At 63.5% G+C, this 15,698-nt stretch carries 12 protein-coding genes, 2 tRNA genes and 1 pseudogene; 8 read left to right on the plus strand and 7 right to left on the minus strand.

Features of this window, described 5'->3' with window-relative positions:
- Positions 1–72 precede the first annotated feature (72 nt).
- A pseudogene (locus tag PTE31013_RS24435) lies at positions 73–1,054 on the minus strand (IS110 family RNA-guided transposase).
- A gap of 483 nt (positions 1,055–1,537) precedes the next feature.
- Between PTE31013_RS24435 and xth the strand changes: the two are divergent.
- Complete coding sequence (xth, locus tag PTE31013_RS24440; RefSeq protein WP_150615184.1) at positions 1,538–2,317, plus strand: exodeoxyribonuclease III; 780 nt, start codon at positions 1,538–1,540, stop codon at positions 2,315–2,317.
- Between the two features lie 158 nt (positions 2,318–2,475).
- Here the strand turns inward: xth and PTE31013_RS24445 are convergent, their stop codons facing one another.
- The 6 genes from PTE31013_RS24445 to glnA form a co-directional block, all read right to left on the minus strand.
- Positions 2,476–3,459, minus strand: a complete 984-nt coding sequence (locus PTE31013_RS24445) for a flagellar brake protein (protein WP_174978710.1) — start codon at positions 3,457–3,459, stop codon at positions 2,476–2,478.
- A 275-nt stretch (positions 3,460–3,734) separates the two neighbouring features.
- Positions 3,735–6,584: a pentapeptide repeat-containing protein gene (locus tag PTE31013_RS24450; RefSeq protein WP_150615186.1), complete on the minus strand. Its 2,850-nt coding sequence runs from the start codon at positions 6,582–6,584 to the stop codon at positions 3,735–3,737.
- 125 nt (positions 6,585–6,709) lie between these two features.
- Entirely contained in the window at positions 6,710–7,594 is an 885-nt protein-coding gene (gene rfbD, locus PTE31013_RS24455; RefSeq protein ID WP_150615187.1) for a dTDP-4-dehydrorhamnose reductase, read from the minus strand.
- 55 nt (positions 7,595–7,649) lie between these two features.
- Positions 7,650–9,236: a nitrogen regulation protein NR(I) gene (gene ntrC / locus PTE31013_RS24460; protein WP_150615188.1), complete on the minus strand. Its 1,587-nt coding sequence runs from the start codon at positions 9,234–9,236 to the stop codon at positions 7,650–7,652.
- A gap of 62 nt (positions 9,237–9,298) precedes the next feature.
- Entirely contained in the window at positions 9,299–10,513 is a 1,215-nt protein-coding gene (gene glnL / locus PTE31013_RS24465) for a nitrogen regulation protein NR(II) (protein ID WP_246174907.1), read from the minus strand.
- A 157-nt stretch (positions 10,514–10,670) separates the two neighbouring features.
- Entirely contained in the window at positions 10,671–12,086 is a 1,416-nt protein-coding gene (glnA, locus tag PTE31013_RS24470) for a type I glutamate--ammonia ligase (protein WP_150615189.1), read from the minus strand.
- 475 nt (positions 12,087–12,561) lie between these two features.
- On the opposite strand from glnA, the gene PTE31013_RS24475 reads away from it, so the two are divergent.
- The 7 genes from PTE31013_RS24475 to PTE31013_RS24505 all read left to right on the plus strand — a co-directional run bounded on the left by PTE31013_RS24475 (position 12,562) and on the right by PTE31013_RS24505 (position 15,698).
- Positions 12,562–13,029, plus strand: a complete 468-nt coding sequence (locus PTE31013_RS24475) for a rhodanese-like domain-containing protein (protein ID WP_150615190.1) — start codon at positions 12,562–12,564, stop codon at positions 13,027–13,029.
- A 106-nt stretch (positions 13,030–13,135) separates the two neighbouring features.
- Positions 13,136–13,753 carry a LysE family translocator gene (locus tag PTE31013_RS24480; RefSeq protein WP_150615191.1) on the plus strand — a complete coding sequence of 206 codons (618 nt, stop codon included), beginning with the start codon at positions 13,136–13,138 and terminating at the stop codon, positions 13,751–13,753.
- Positions 13,754–14,029: 276 nt separating this feature from the next.
- Complete coding sequence (locus tag PTE31013_RS24485) at positions 14,030–14,362, plus strand: DUF4148 domain-containing protein (RefSeq protein ID WP_174978711.1); 333 nt, start codon at positions 14,030–14,032, stop codon at positions 14,360–14,362.
- Between the two features lie 449 nt (positions 14,363–14,811).
- On the plus strand, positions 14,812–15,051 hold the full coding sequence (locus PTE31013_RS24490) for a hypothetical protein (RefSeq protein WP_010804600.1): 240 nt from the start codon (positions 14,812–14,814) through the stop codon (positions 15,049–15,051).
- A gap of 183 nt (positions 15,052–15,234) precedes the next feature.
- A complete protein-coding gene (locus PTE31013_RS24495) occupies positions 15,235–15,420 on the plus strand; it encodes a hypothetical protein (RefSeq protein ID WP_150615193.1) in 186 nt (61 codons plus the stop codon).
- 69 nt (positions 15,421–15,489) lie between these two features.
- A tRNA-Lys gene (locus tag PTE31013_RS24500) sits at positions 15,490–15,565 on the plus strand.
- A 57-nt stretch (positions 15,566–15,622) separates the two neighbouring features.
- A tRNA-Lys gene (locus PTE31013_RS24505) sits at positions 15,623–15,698 on the plus strand.

Genomic DNA, 15,698 nt, shown 5'->3' on the forward strand with positions numbered 1-15,698 from the left:
GCTCAAATGCCTGTAGTTCTTCTTCATCGCAACACCCTACATCATTCGCGGTGTTGCACTTGAAACTGGAGACTAAGCAGTGTTGCGCGCGGATATCGCCCAAGCGATCCGGGCCAGCTTGTTCGCCAGCGCGCACGCGACAACGCTCGAGTGTCGTCGGGTCAGCAAGCCTCGTACCCAGTCTGCCAGCGGACCGACTCTTCTTTCAACGTCTCGCATATACGATCGAGCGCATTGCACCAGCAGGCGTCTTATGTTCTTGTCACCTCGTTTACTGATTCCGAGAAGATTGGCTTTTCCGCCCGTGCTGTATTGACGTGGAACAAGTCCGATTGAGGCTGCGAACTCCCGGCTATCGTGATACTGCTTGCCGTCACCGACTTCCGCAGAGAGCACGCTAGCGGTGATGGGCCCAACGCCGGGAATTGTCATCAGCCGCTGGCCCAAATCGTCGTCCGCGAGCTGCCGAGCCAGTTCCTTATCGATCTCAGCAACCTGCCCATCCAGGTATTGGTAATGGGCGTGGAGTCGTTCGAGTATCGCCACCAGGCGCGGAGGAAGCGAGTGCTCGGCAAGGACTGCCGGCAAACGCTTCATGATCGTGCTGCCTACCGGCAGACTGATACCAAATTCGAGTAGGAATCCATGCACTTGGTTACCGGTACACACACGCGCCCTAACCAACGATTCCCGAACGCGATGCAGTGCCGATAGCACTTGCTGTGGTTCTGTTCGCGGCGTCACGAAGCGCATGGACGGGCGCACTGCCGCCTCGCAGATCGCCTCCGCATCCGCGAAATCGTTTTTGTTGCCCTTGACGAAGGGCCGTACGAAGTGCGGTGAGATCAGCCTGACCTGGTGCCCAAACGCACTCAATGTGCGCGCCTGCGCATGCCTCCATGACGATCGTGCAAGCGGGAAAATTTGCGGGAAGTTCCACAAGCTGCTTGCACGTCACTTTCCTGCGGAACACCTCCTTACCCTTGCGATCCTGCCCATGCAGGTGAAAGGAGTGCTTACCGAGATCGATCCCTACCAGCGTCACGTCTTGCATGATGGTTCCCCTTGGTAAAAGGCCTCCGTAGCGTAACCCGATATCGGAGGCGGGGGCGACCATCCCATTAACACAGTCCTATGCCTACCCGCTATTGTAAGTGGGAGACTGTGTCCGGAGCTTCAGGGGGCTGCTCCAGACGGTCGCTGGTTTTTTCGTTTGATGCATCAAAATACTGTGGCAACAGGTGGAAATTGAAATCGTCCGAGCAAAAGTGGGACTGGGTGCGAAGGTCACAAAGCCTATCACGGCACCGACGCCCGGTCGCTCTCAAACCACTAGGAGAGTACGAGGGCATGTCCCGGGAGAGCTGAAGCGCGTGACACAATATCGCTCATGTATGGAAGTACGCCGTACAATGACCTGCATTAGCCGGCTCCCCAGCTACTGGCCCGCAAGTGGGTAGCTAACTGGGTAGCCATCCCCAGATTGAATCACAAGAATCGCCCCAAACCCCTACCGCACGTATAGCATCGTCAATTAATGAAACTAGCCACCTGGAACGTCAATTCGCTCAAGGTTCGTCTCGGTCATGTGCAGGACTGGTTGCGCAGCAACCCGGTCGACGTTCTGTGTCTTCAGGAACTCAAGCTGACCGACGAGAACTTCCCGATCACCGAAATCGCCGCGCTCGGTTACACGTCGCATTTCACCGGCCAGAAGACGTATAACGGCGTCGCACTGCTGGTCAACCACGCGAAGGTGGGAGAAGCAACCGACCTGGTCAAGAACCTGCCGAATTTTGCCGACGAGCAGCAGCGTCTGATTACCGCAACCGTCGGCGGCGTACGCGTGGTCTGCGGCTACTTCCCGAACGGACAGGCCGTCGATTCGGACAAGTTCGTCTACAAGCTGAACTGGCTCGATGCCCTCACCCATTGGCTCTCCGACGAAATGGAGCGTCACCCTCGACTCGCGCTGCTGGGCGACTACAACATCGCGCCCGAAGACCGCGACGTGCATGACCCCGCGAAATGGGAAGGGCAGAATCTGGTGTCGCCACAGGAACGCCAGGCGTTCGCACGGCTGCAGGGACTCGGCCTGCGCGATACGTTCCGCATGTTCGATCAGCCCGAGAAGACGTTCAGCTGGTGGGACTATCGCATGGGCGCATTCCGGCGCAATGCCGGGCTGCGCATCGACCATATTCTCGTGTCGTCCGCGTTGGCCGAGCGCTGCACCGCGTGCGAGATCGACCGCGTGCCCCGTACGTGGGAACAACCGTCGGATCACACCCCCGTCGTCGCCACGTTCAAGGACTGATACCTCCTCGTTGCAGCGCGTTTTACGCGCGGTACTGTCCGCTCGCGCAATGCAAACGGCACCTGATTGAACTGACACCGCAACGCGGGACATCACGCGAACGCCGGGAGCTCAGTTCAGATTCAGGTGCCGTTCTTCGCTATCGACAGCGCGGTGGATCACTGGCCACTGCGGGGATCCGCCAGGCGCGATTCATAGACGAAGCAGCGAATCGCCGCCTTGTTGCGCGTGTCCATCTGCATGAACTCCAGGCCGTAAGCCCACGTGCCATCCACGCGCGGACCTTCCACCCCGCGAACCGCCGCCATGCCGAGAATCGGCACGACTTCGGCACCGATCGGTACACGGAACTGCAACGCGACGAGATGACAGCCCTCGGGCAACGGCCCCTTCACCACGATCCCCACCCCGTCGGCACTGATGTCGCGCACCAGCACCAGCCACTCAGGCGTGTCCTGTGGGTCGGCAAGCATGCGGGTGAACGAGACCCGTGACGTTTCGTCCAGCGGCGACAGGCGTGCCACCAGCCGTGTATCGACACGCGGCGTACGACGCACCGGTGTCTCACGCACCTGAGAAGGGCGCGAGAGCACCACGTAGTCGAACGGGCCGTGATGGACGCTGTGCACGTCGCAATTGAATTCGTACAGGTTGTCGCCCGGAAATGTCCAGAGCGCAAGCCGGTCGCCCGCCGTCATGGGAAGATGCGTGTCGCCCGACGCCGGCGGCGTGATGATCAACATGCCATTGGGCGCGCGACCGATCAGGCGAGCCCGCACGCGCGGGTACTCGGCGTCCGGTGAGACACGCACCTGCATCCACGCGCCGATCGCCAATGGCACCGGCAATCCCTGCAGATACACAGCCGACGCACCTGTGCCCAGCGGTGACGCGGAATTCGCGGCCTCCGTGCGCCCCGCCGCCTCGCCCGTTGTCGCTCCGTCAGGCAGCGGCCGGTGCGGCGCGAACGTGGTGAAGAGCCAGTCGAGATCGGCCTCCGACGGCAAACGCTCACCCGCCGCCAGCAGCAGTGTGCCGTCGGCGTCGAACAACGGCCAGGAGAGTGGAACATGGGCGTCTAGCTCGCGGCGGTTGACCGCCACGAACCCCGGATAGCCTGACGCGATACCTATCGAGTACATGGATGCCTCGGAGAGAACGAAACCCTTGAGAGCCTGGAAACAAGGCATTGGCGTTCCCGTATTCCGGCACGCGGATCCGCCTCTCGGGCGCGCCCCCTCGCACTGGCATCCGCCGCCAAAACCCAATAAAAGTCGCCAACACCTGACGCTTGACGCATCCGGACGTCCGAAAGCGTCACCGAGATGTGGGACGCCTTGCGTTCAGGCATATTTTTACCATGAAAGCCGGCATGCCCTGACGATGGAACATCGGGCGAAAACCGTCTCATTCCTGCTCAATCTCCCGCGATCCCCGCGGCGTCGGGGGCGTCGAGGGCGCCGGCGTCGCGCCTCGAACGCGTTGCCCGACGAATCGCTTCCGTCCCGAGCGGCAGACGGATTGCCCAGAACCATGGTAGCGTTTGACGACATGCCTGCGCCAGCCCCGGCAGGTGCGCGATGGCCGGGCATGTCAGCCAGTCGGCCAACCGCTCTGCCAACCGCTGCGCCGAACGCGTTTCGCCGGCCAGGCATTCGCGCAGCGCCAGTGCCTGCGGCAAATGACGCGACTCGGCGTCGCCACGCATGGTTTCGTTCAGGGCCGCGAGCGCGAAGTCGCAATAGGCCCTCATCCGATCGGCAGGCTCTGCATCGCCTGATGGCGCCACCGAGGCACCTGTCGCGATCGCCCCGTCTCGGCGCCGTTCAGGTTGCACGGCCAGCCAACTCAACCCGGCCACGACTGATACCCATCGAACGCGTCGCGCCATGGCGGTACTCAGGGGCGCCTCGCCGTCCGGCGCGACGAATGGGATCTCCCGGAAAACGTCTTCCATATCGGTACGTCCTGCTCGCCGCAGTTGTACGTGGTTCGGTGAGCGCGCCGAACGCACCACGGCGTCGAGCCTGTCTGCCGTGCTCAATGCCGCAGGCAAAGCGTGCATCGACACTGCGCCGACAACGGCGTGCGACGGGTCCCACGCCCCATGGCACGCGGCATTGGCGTGGTTCACGCCGCCAGTGCCGAACCAGCGACCGACAAGCCGGACGAACGGGGCAAGCGGAGGCTCCACCGGCCAAACCGTCGCAAGGAAGCCGAACGCCCTGAGCAGTCCCTGGAGTTGCGACATGCTCCCCGGTACGAAGTCATCGGGCGACGCCGCGTCGCGCGCGATAACGCGCGTGCCGATCCATCGCCAGCCGGGCAACGTGTCAAGCGCGCAGGACAGGTCGCCGTCCCTCGCCGCGTCACCCGCGCCCGTCCCCAGAACACCGGCCAGCAAATGCCTTGGAAGGCGCGCCGCAACGCCGCCGTCTGCCCCGATAAGCACAACGTACGACGCATCGAACGCATCGATGCCATCCGCCGAGAGCGCCACATGCACCTGCGATGGCAGCGCGTCGAACCACGCGGACCGCAACGCCTGCGCACGCGTGCCGCCCACACCATCCATGCCTTCCTCGGCCCAGTAAAGGGTTTGGCACATCGCCCCGGCCAGCGACCATACAGCCTGCGGCGACGCATTGCCGCAATGCCAATGCAACGCCTTCATGAGCGACGCCGTGCCCCAATCCGCCCGCGCGCGTAGCCAGCGCTCGTCCGTGAGTTCGTGAAGGGTGCGCTTGAGCCATTGCGCCCGCAGTTCGGCGAAGTCGTCATGCTCGCCGATGCCCCCCGCCTCGCTGCCTGACACCAGCAAACGCCCGAGCCAGTCGCTGCGCTGCACGGACGCGGGCAGCCGCTCGAGCCGCGGCGCCATCTCGCGCCGGTTGTCCAGGATGCCGGCCGGGCGGGCGAGTGCGGTCAGCAATTGCATGAAAATGCTCGCGCGCGCCGCTGGCTGATCGAGCGGAAACGTGGCCAACGATTGCACGACGTTGTCGAGTTCGGAGGACGTCAGGTGACGCAGCCACGCGGCGTCCAGACGAACGCGGGCGCCCTGCCACTGCGTGCCGGCCAGGTTGCAGCGGGCCCCGATGCGCACGTGCTTCAGACTCGCGCCGCAGAACCGGGCGTGGCGCAAATCGCAGGCCTCGAAGGAGGCGCCATTGAGCTTCGCCCCACGCGCGTCCCACCCGGGGAATTCGCATTGGCGGAATTCGGCGCTCCGCAGATCCGCGCCAATGGCTTGCCCGTTGCGCATTGCCACCGATGTCCATCGCGAGCGTTTGGCCTTGGCACCAATCCATTTCGCACCATGCGCCGTGCCCCCGGCAAAGGAGGCATCCTGCAACTTTGTCCGATGAAACGAGGCGCCATCGAGACGTCCCTGCGCAAACAGCAGTCCCTGGCATCGCGCTTCGCTCAGGTCGGTGCCGCACATCGCCGTGTGCCGAAGCTCGGCGCACCGAAGATCCGCCGCCACGAGCCGTGCGCCGCTCATATCCGCCGCATGGAAACAGGCGCCGCGCAAATCGGCCCCTTCGAAGTCGGCGTTGACCTGGTTCGAATACGCAAATCCCGCGTTGGCCAACGCTGCCCCGGCCCACCACGCCCCACCGAAATGCCCGCCGCCAAACTGAGCACCCGGCGCGATCACTCCGCGCAAGTCACCGTTCGGCATCGACAGATCGGGTAGCACGGCGTTGCGCAGATTCGACAGCGTTAGCGCGACACTCAACAGGGCAACCGGCCACTCACGCATGGGCAAACGCGCGCATCCCTGCACATCGGAAGCGGCCTCTTCGGTCGAGGACAGCCAGTGCCAATAGGGGACGACCGACGTCTGGCCACGGGGAACCGCACACCACGTCACCAGATCGCGTGCCACCGCACCGATCCGCGCACCGTCGAGCAGATGCGGGAAACGCACGCGCCACGCCTGTCGCAGCGCACTCTTGTCGAATGCCAAGTCGACGCCCGTACCCGTCGCCATGCCATGCGGGGCAGCATCGCGCGCGCTTCGATCGTCGACCTCGGCGCGCCCGGCGAGCTTGTGCCCCAGCCAGGCCACTTGCAGCGCAATCACGCGACGCTCGTCCGCGTTGGCACGCAGCACCGCGTGGCGCAAACCGTCAGGCGGCGGGGCACTGCGTGCCGCCTCGAAAGACGACAATGCGCTGTCGCTCACGGCACCGCCCTCGATGGGACGGGCAACGACGGATTGTTGGGCTTCACCCGATATCCCGCTCTGAACCGGCCTCATGCGTCGCTCCTTGGCGCACGCTCATGGACGCACGCAAAAAAGCGCCATGTTGCCGAAGACGTGCGGCCCCGTGCGCTGGGGAAATTCCGATTCCGGGCACGGGCCCGTCTGGCGGGACGGTCGTGTCAGCCGAGGCAGAGCGCCAGCGCGTCGCGCCAGTCGGGCGCGCGAACGCCAAAGGTGCGTGCCAGTTTGTCGTTGTCGAGGACCGAATACGCCGGACGCTTGGCCGGCAATGGATAGGCAGAAGTCGGAATTGCCACAACGTTCGGACGCTTCTGCACCGCGCTCAGGTCGAGAATCGCCTCGGTGAACCCGTGCCAGGTCGTCTGCCCGGCCGCCGTCAGGTGGTACAGGCCGCCATGCTCGCGCCAGAAGCCCGCGTCGTCGCCGCCCGTCCCGCCGAACCCCTGCACCAACACCTGCGAAGTCAGTTCGGCGATCGTGCGGCACCACGTGGGCGCCCCGTGCTGGTCGGCCACGATGCGCAGCTCGTCGCGCTCGCGGGCAAGTCGTTGCACAGTGAGGAGGAAGTTCGCGCCGCGCGCGCCATACACCCAGCTCGTGCGCAGCACCAGATGATTCGCGCCACTCGACGCGATGGCCGCCTCGCCCGCCAGCTTGGTGCGGCCATATGCGTTCTGCGGATTGGTTGGTTCGTCCTCGCGATACGGCGTGGAAGATGTGCCGTCGAAGACGTAGTCGGTGGAAAAGTGGACGACGAGCGCGCCCGTCCGCTTGGCCGCTTCGGCCATGATCCCCGGCACCACCGCATTGACCTGATACGCGGCGGCCTCGTCCGTCTCGGCACGGTCGACCGCCGTATAGGCCGCCGGATTGACGATCAGATCGGGCGCAAAGTCACGCAGGGTGCGCACCACGCTATCGGTGTCGAGCAGGTCCATCTCATTGCGCCCGGGGGCATGCACGTCGCCCAAGCCTTGCAGGCTGCGTGCCAGCTCCCAGCCCACCTGCCCGGTGGCGCCCGTCAACAGGATGCGTCTTGCCATGGTAAAGCTCCCTTGTGACCGAATCGTCAAACCAGGGAGCCTACCGTGATTGGCCTCAGGTTTCCAGCCCGAGTTCCTGGATCTTGCGCGTGATGGTGTTCCGGCCGATGCCTAGGCGGCTTGCGGCCTCGACCTTGCGTCCGCGCGTGAAGTCGAGCGCCTCGTTGATCAACGCCGTCTCGAACCGGCGTGTCAACTGGTCCATCACGTCAGGCGATGCCGAACGAAGCAGGCGCGCCACTTCACGACGCAAGATCGGCTCCCAGCTTTCCCCACCCGCGCTGTCGCCCGTCGCGCCGACTGTGCCCGCGACGGCCGCGGCACTGCCCGTGCCCGCCAATCCGCCGGCGAGCGGAGCCCCCGCGGCCATGCCACCATAACCCGCGATGGCCGGCACCCCGGCGGTGGCCGCAGTGGCTGCGGGGGTCGACGCGCCAGCATAGGCGGGCACGATTGCCGGCGCGCCTTCGCCGCCTCCCGGCGCGGCGCCCGGTGTCTGGAACTCCGGCGGCAGATCCTTGATTTCTACCGTCTGCGCCGGGGCCATGACCGTCAGCCAGTTGCTCAGGTTTTCCAGTTGACGCACGTTGCCCGGAAACGGGAAACGTGTCAGATGCGCCAGTGCGGCTTCACTGATGCGCTTCGTCTCGACGCCCAAGTCGCGCGCGCTCTTCTGCAGGAAGTGGCGCACCAGTAGCGGGATATCCTCATTGCGCTCACGCAGTGATGGCAAACGCAGGCGGATAACATTCAGCCGGTGATACAAATCCTCGCGGAACAGCCCCTGGCGCACGCGATCTTCCAGATTCTGGTGCGTGGCCGCGATCACGCGCACATTCGCCTTGATCGGGCTATGGCCGCCCACGCGGTAGTAATTGCCGTCCGAGAGCACTCGCAGCAAACGCGTTTGCAGATCGAGCGGCATGTCGCCGATTTCGTCGAGGAACAGCGTGCCGCTCTCGGCCTGCTCGAAGCGCCCGCGCCGCGTGGCCTGCGCGCCGGTGAACGCCCCCCGCTCGTGACCAAACAGTTCGGATTCCAGTAGATCTTTCGGAATCGCCGCCGTGTTGAGCGCGATGAATGGCCCGGAGGCGCGCGGCGAATGACGGTGCAGTGCGCGCGCGACCAGTTCCTTGCCCGACCCCGATTCGCCGGTGATGAGCACCGTGGCACTCGAATGCGAGAGACGACCGATCGCCCGGAACACGTCCTGCATGGCACTCGCCTGCCCTAGGATTTCCGGCTCTTCGGTGATGCGTTCGTCGTCCGTCGCCTCGCGCAGGCTTTCTTCGACCGCGCGCAGGATCAGCTCAACCGCGCGATCGACGTCGAACGGCTTGGCGAGATACTCGAACGCGCCGCCCTGAAAGGCCGCGACGGCACTGTCCAGATCCGAGAACGCAGTCATGATGATGACCGGCAGGCCGGGATGTCGCTGTTTGACCGTCTGCAGCAGCTCGAGCCCGGAACCGCCCGCCATGCGGATGTCCGAGACCAGCACCTGCGGCGAGTCGTGTTCGAGCGCTGCGCTGGCTTCGCGCGGGCCGGTAAAGCTGCGCACCGGCAGATTGGCTCGCGAGAGCGCCTTTTCGAGCACCCATCGAATCGATTGGTCGTCGTCTACTATCCAGATCGGCTTCATTGTTCACCGTGTAACGTCTATGCCCGGCCGCAGGTGCTACGGCCGACGGCGTGAGGGCCGCTTCAGCCCAGGGGCAGCAGGATTCGGAAATCCGTCCGTCCGGGCCGGCTTTCGCATTCGATCAGACCCTCGTGACGCTGCACGAACGACTGCGCCAGTGTGAGTCCCAGACCGCTTCCCCCTTCGCGCCCGGAGACGAGCGGATAGAAGATGCGATCACGAATGTCAGCGGGAATGCCAGGCCCGTTGTCGATCACATGCAATTCCAATGCCAGCTTGTGCAAACGTTTGGCAATCGTGATCTTTCGCGCCACTCGCGTGCGCAGCACAATGCGTGCATCGCCCCGCGCAATCTGCTCGCGCAGCGCTTCGGCACCATTGCGTACGATGTTGAGCAGCGCTTGAATGAGTTGCTCCTTGTCGCCGCGAAAATCGGGCAGGCTCACGTCATAGTCGCGCTCGATCGACAGGCCCTGCGGAAACTCGGCCAGCACGACCGATCGCACGCGCTCGCACACCTCGTGAATATTGACGTCGGTGGCGATGAACGGATGACGATGCGGCTCGAGCAGGCGATCGACCAGCGTCTGCAGTCTGTCGGACTCCTTGATGATGACCTGCGTGTATTCACGCAGCTCTCGCTGATCCAGCTCGAACTCCAGCAACTGGGCCGCGCCGCGAATCCCGCCCAGCGGGTTCTTGATTTCGTGCGCCAGGTTCCGGATGAGCTGCTTGTTCATCAGTGCCTGGTCGATGATGCGCTCTTCGCGCTCGTTCTTGATCTTCTGCTCGTTCTCGATCAGCTCGACGATCACGAAATCTGGCGCGGACTCGGGGGCCGCGACGATCGCGTGCGTATGCAGCGGCTCCTGCGCGGTGCGCTCGAGCACCAAATCGAGGCGCGTCGTCTGAAAGCGATTGGCGATGAGATCCACCATCGTCGACGCGAGCACCTCGCCGTTCGTGAAGACGTCGTTCCACGTCATCTGCGACAGCGAACGCCGCGAGAGCGCAAGCAAGGCCTCGGCGGCCGGGTTGGCGAACACGACACGCAGCGTGTGCTTCTCGAGCACCAGCAAGACGGTCGGCAAGGCTTCGAGACCAGGCAACACACCGGTCGCCGCGAGCGTCGCTTCCCATGGATCGACACCCGGCGGCAATGCGCTCGCATGGCCGGCGGCGTCGGCGGTGGAATCGGCGGCCTGGGGGTCTTCGGCGGCAGCGGCGTGCTCGGCGCGCTTCGTCTGCCCTTTCCCGCCGGCACGGACACTGTTCATCAAGGATCGAGGCGATAGGTTCATGGCTGGCCACGTGGTGAATGCGGGCTGCGGATAAAAAAGGGGGATGGCCGCGGCCATCCCCCTTGCCTGTCGAGCATGACGGTCGGCCGCTGGCGTTCCGTCATGCCGGCGCATTCCCTGCGCAGCGATTCGATTACAGCGAGTAGTACAGTTCGAACTCGAGCGGGTGCGTGGTCATGGCGATACGACGCGCTTCGTCCGTCTTGAGTGCGATGTACGAATCGAGCATGCCATCCGTGAACACGCCGCCACGGGTCAGGAACTCGCGGTCTTCGTTCAGGTATTCCAGCGCCTGTTCGAGGCTCGAGCACACGGTCGGGATCTTTGCATCCTCTTCCGGCGGCAGGTCGTACAGGTTCTTGTCGGCGGCTTCGCCCGGGTGGATCTTGTTCTGCACGCCGTCCAGACCCGCCATCAGCATGGCCGAGAAGGCCAGGTACGGGTTGGCCATCGGATCCGGGAAGCGCGCTTCGATGCGGCGGCCCTTCGGGTTGGCCACGTACGGAATGCGGATCGAGGCCGAACGATTACGGGCCGAGTACGCCAGCTTCACCGGGGCTTCGAAGTGCGGCACCAGACGCTTGTACGAGTTGGTCGACGGGTTCGTGATGGCGTTCAGGGCACGGGCGTGCTTGATGATGCCGCCGATGTAGTACAACGCGAACTCCGACAGACCGCCGTAGCCGTTACCGGCGAATAGATTCTGACCATCCTTCCAGACCGACTGGTGGATGTGCATGCCCGAGCCGTTGTCGCCCACGATCGGCTTCGGCATGAACGTTGCCGTCTTGCCGTAGCTGTGCGCCACGTTGTGCACCACGTACTTCAGGATCTGCGTCCAGTCGGCGCGCTCGACCAGCGTCGAGAACTTCGTGCCGATTTCGTTCTGGCCCTGGCCCGCCACTTCGTGGTGGTGCACTTCGACCGGCACACCCAGTTGTTCGAGCAACAGGCACATTTCCGAGCGCATGTCCTGGAACGAGTCGACCGGTGCGACCGGGAAGTAGCCGCCCTTCACGCCCGGACGGTGGCCGCTATTGCCGCCTTCGAAATCCTTCGCCGACGACCACGGGGCTTCTTCCGAATTCACGCGGACGAACGAGCCCGACATGTCGGTGCTCCACTGGACCGAGTCGAAAATGAAGAATTCCGGTTCCGGACCGAAGAAAGCGGTGTCGCCGAGGCCCGTGCTCTTCAGGTAGGCTTCAGCGCGCTTGGCGATGGAACGCGGATCGCGGTCGTAGCCCTTGCCATCGGCCGGTTCGATCACGTCGCAGGTCAGCACCAGCGTGCTTTCTTCATAGAACGGGTCGATATAAGCAGTGTTCGCGTCCGGCACGAGCAGCATGTCCGAGGCTTCGATACCCTTCCAGCCAGCAATCGACGAACCGTCGAAAGCGTGACCGCTCTCGAACTTGTCAGTGTCGAAGTGCGACACCGGCACCGAGACGTGTTGTTCCTTGCCGCGCGTATCGGTAAAGCGGAAGTCGACGAACTTGACGTCTTCTTGCTTAACCAGATCCATCACATCTGCCACAGATTTGCTCATGCTATCTCCCGAAAGATTCAATCTGGCGCTGCGGACGCTTATCGCCCACGTCGCCGTACCGTCTTAACGAACTCCGCGTTCGGATTCGCCAACAATAAGCATGAAGCGTGCCAGCATTCCGCCAACCCACCTCCCCTGACCCTCGCTCTCTGATTTCTAAGCGAATATTCTATTCTGGTGCGGCCAGCATCGAAATCCCACCCGCGGGCCCGAATTCCCTAATTCGGTGCATCGCGCACCATAAAATCACTTCATTGGTGCATTTTCGAATTATGCACTTTTCCGGTGCTTTCTGCGGGCCTGTGCGGACCGAAATTGTGCGCAGTCTTGCACCGCCAACATGCGCGAGCAAGCCCCCTCCCAACGCCCGGCGTGCCTCGATGCGTCAACGAATCATGACGTCACACAAAACACCCCGCGCGCGACGGGCACGCTAGAATAAAGCACAATCATCGTCCGACGAGATCACAGCCCCATGACAAGCGCCAAAGCCATTCTCGAGCAAGCCTCCCAACGCCGCGCCAGCGCCCAGCTCGCCTACGCGGGCGCCGTGACGCCGAACGAGGCCCTGGCACTGCTCGGTGCCGATGCCAGCGTTCGCCTCATCGACGTGCGTACGCGCGCCGAACTCGACTGGGTCGGCCGTCCGCAGGTGCCCGACGGTCAATACGCCAACGTGGAATGGGTTCGCTACCCCGGGGGGGTGCCCAACGAGCACTTCCTGGAGCAACTCGCGTCGCAGACGCCCGACAAGACCACGCCGCTGCTGTTTCTGTGTCGCAGCGCCGCTCGCTCGAAGGCCGCCGCCAAGGTCGCCTATGAAGCCGGCTACACGCAGTCGTTCGACATTCTCGAAGGCTTCGAGGGCGATAAGGACAATGCAGGTCATCGGAAAACGGTGAGCGGCTGGTGCTTTCACGGGCTGCCTTGGCTCGGCGCATGAGGGGCATACCTGTGCGCCCGTGAGCGCGCATTGCCCCCCGTCGGCGCGAGCGCATCGTCACTTTTCCAGACAACCCTGAACGTCATCTACGCGAGGAAACACTGAGATGGACTGGACCGCCTTGCTCACATTCGCGCTCGCATTGTTCGTCGGCGCCGGCACGCCTGGGCCGGGCATTGCGGCCATCGTGGCGCGTGTGCTCGGACGCGGCACGCAGGGCGCGATCGCGTTCACGGCAGGCGTGGCGATCGGCGATGTCGTTTGGCTGACGCTTGCCGTGCTGGGCGTCGCCGCGCTGGCGCATACGTTCTCGGGCGTGTTCCTCGCAATCAAGTACGCCGGTGCCGCCTACCTGCTCTACCTGGCGTGGAAGATGTGGCACGCACCGGCCGCCACACCCGCAGCACCGATGGCCGCCGCGCCGCGCGAAAAATCGTGGCGTCTGTTTCTCGGCGGACTGTCGGTCACGATGGGCAACCCGAAGGTCGTTGTGTTCTACTTCGCGCTGCTGCCAAACCTGCTCGATCTGCAGCGGGTGACAGCGCTTGGCTACCTCGAAATCGTGGGGGTTACGCTGACCGTTCTCGCGCTGGTGTTCGGTAGCTACATTGCGCTTGCGGCACGCGCCCGCCGATTGCTCAGTTCGGCACGCGCGGTACGAGGCCTGAATCGTGCGACCGGCACGGTGATGGCCGGCGCCGCCATCGTCATCGCGACTCGCTGAATGTTTCACCAACGCTGAAAGCAACGCTGGCAGCGGCAGTAGCACTGACCGCCGCGTCGTAATCGCCACCCGAGGGTGGCGATTTTTTTGGCGTACGCCGCGCATTGTTGCAGTTCCCGTAAGTATTTATTCCCTCAATTGCTGTTTTTCCGCGATAGCCAGACGCTTAGACTCTGCTCAACGGTCGCACACAACGCATACCGCGCCACAGCAAAACGAATGCCGGTACCGATGCATTGCGCGCCCCCGCAACACAGAAGCACAGGAGTTGTCGTCATGAATCGCAAATCCATCGCCACAGCCGTCGTATCGGTCGTGATGGCCACCGCGGCAGGTGCCGTCTTCGCACAGGCGGGCCACACCAGCGACGCCTACCCCGACGGGTCGCAATTCGCATGGGTGCTGCAAACCTCACAGGTCTCGCGCGAACAAGTGCGCCAGGAATTGGCCGACGCGCGCGCGCAGGGTCTGATTCCGCAGAACGATTACGAGTATCCGGTACTCGCCGCGATGCAGCGCAACCAGGCGCCGGGCAAGACTCGCGCGCAGGTGTATGAGGATCTCGTGCGTGCGCGCCAGAACGGCGAGATGAAGTACTCAAACCCGTAATCCGTCGCCTAACGTCGCGACCGTCAATCAATCGCCGCAACAGTGTCGATGACGTCAACAGCGTCGGGCGCCGCTCGCAACCCACCCCGGCGAGCCTCGCCGAACACACCGTCCCTCGTCGTGTTGTCGTACCCCGGCAGCATGACGTGACGCACACAGGCAGGACGGCATCGCCAGCCTGTGTTGCGTCACCTCGCATTGTCCCGTCGACAGGCACGCGCCTGAGCCTGACCGGGGCACCCTCACGCCCGCTCGTCCAGAACACTTCCCCTTTGGCCGAGCGGACACGGACGGTTTCCCCACGGGCGCTTCGCCTGCCGCCATGCGCTCCTCCCCGAACGCATGGGACCTTCGCCCGCCCCTCGCCCAAGGGGCGGGCTTTTTTCTTGAGTCGCGCAAGCTGCGTGCTACCATGCAGCCGTTTCATTTTGCATAGACAGGATCATCCGGTGAGTCAGATCGAATTCGATATCGAGTGGACCGAACGCGCAGCGAAGAAGGCCGAAAAGCTCGTCCCCAAGGGCACCCCTCTCGCGCTGCCGCCGATCGAATGCATGCCGGCCGAAGGCGACGTACTGTTCCTCGGCCAGGGCGACAAGAAGCAACCGTTTATCGTGGTGGAGCGTCAGTACCACCACGAGGGCGAAGACGCATGGACGATCGTGCTGATTCTCGATCTGCCCGAATAACGTTGATGCCTGCTCGCGGCGTCCGGATCGAGTGAATCGGGTGTTTCGGACAGATCGCAACGCAACAACGCACGGCGCGGCCACTGGGGAAATCCCGGTTGTCGCGCCGCTTTTCTTGGAGGGGGCCGCTTTCTATACTGGAAACACAATTTAACTCTCGTCGCAGCGGCAGGGAGATCGACCATGATCATGCCCCACCTTTCCAACGCCGAACTGATCAGCATGTTCGCGATCGCGGTATTCGGTGCGATTATCGTCGGCGCCATGCCCTGCAAGGGGGTCATTCGCGTGTGCTGGCGCTCGCTGCTCGTTGTCGCCGCTGCGGTGCTTGCCGTGCTGGCGTTCGAATTGGTACCGCTGCTCGCCTGAGCTTTTTGCGGATTTTCACCATTTAGGGTTGACCCCTCGCGGAAGAGTCGATATTATTTCGGTCTCGTTGGGGCGTTAGCTCAGTTGGTAGAGCAGCGGACTCTTAATCCGTAGGTCGAGTGTTCGAGTCACTCACGCCCCACCAAACGAATTCTGAAAAAGGCTGCTACGCCGTGCAGCCTTTTTTATTCCCGGTAGCATCGGGGCGTTAGCTCAGTTGGTAGAGCAGCGGACTCTTAATCCGTAGGTCGAGTGTTCGAGTCACTCACGCCCCACCA

Source organism: Pandoraea terrigena (genome assembly GCF_902459705.1).
Lineage (GTDB): Bacteria > Pseudomonadota > Gammaproteobacteria > Burkholderiales > Burkholderiaceae > Pandoraea > Pandoraea terrigena.

Excerpts from the sequence above, each read along its gene's own strand:
- PTE31013_RS24480 (WP_150615191.1), top strand. The coding sequence starts at position 13,136 with ATGGACTGGACCGCCTTGCTCACATTCGCGCTCGCATTGTTCGTCGGC.
- glnL (WP_246174907.1), bottom strand. The coding sequence starts at position 10,513 with ATGAACAGTGTCCGTGCCGGCGGGAAAGGGCAGACGAAGCGCGCCGAG.
- rfbD (WP_150615187.1), bottom strand. The coding sequence starts at position 7,594 with ATGGCAAGACGCATCCTGTTGACGGGCGCCACCGGGCAGGTGGGCTGG.
- ntrC (WP_150615188.1), bottom strand. The coding sequence starts at position 9,236 with ATGAAGCCGATCTGGATAGTAGACGACGACCAATCGATTCGATGGGTG.
- PTE31013_RS24445 (WP_174978710.1), bottom strand. The coding sequence starts at position 3,459 with ATGTACTCGATAGGTATCGCGTCAGGCTATCCGGGGTTCGTGGCGGTC.
- PTE31013_RS24475 (WP_150615190.1), top strand. The coding sequence starts at position 12,562 with ATGACAAGCGCCAAAGCCATTCTCGAGCAAGCCTCCCAACGCCGCGCC.
- PTE31013_RS24485 (WP_174978711.1), top strand. The coding sequence starts at position 14,030 with ATGAATCGCAAATCCATCGCCACAGCCGTCGTATCGGTCGTGATGGCC.
- PTE31013_RS24495 (WP_150615193.1), top strand. The coding sequence starts at position 15,235 with ATGATCATGCCCCACCTTTCCAACGCCGAACTGATCAGCATGTTCGCG.
- PTE31013_RS24450 (WP_150615186.1), bottom strand. The coding sequence starts at position 6,584 with ATGAGGCCGGTTCAGAGCGGGATATCGGGTGAAGCCCAACAATCCGTC.
- glnA (WP_150615189.1), bottom strand. The coding sequence starts at position 12,086 with ATGAGCAAATCTGTGGCAGATGTGATGGATCTGGTTAAGCAAGAAGAC.
- xth (WP_150615184.1), top strand. The coding sequence starts at position 1,538 with ATGAAACTAGCCACCTGGAACGTCAATTCGCTCAAGGTTCGTCTCGGT.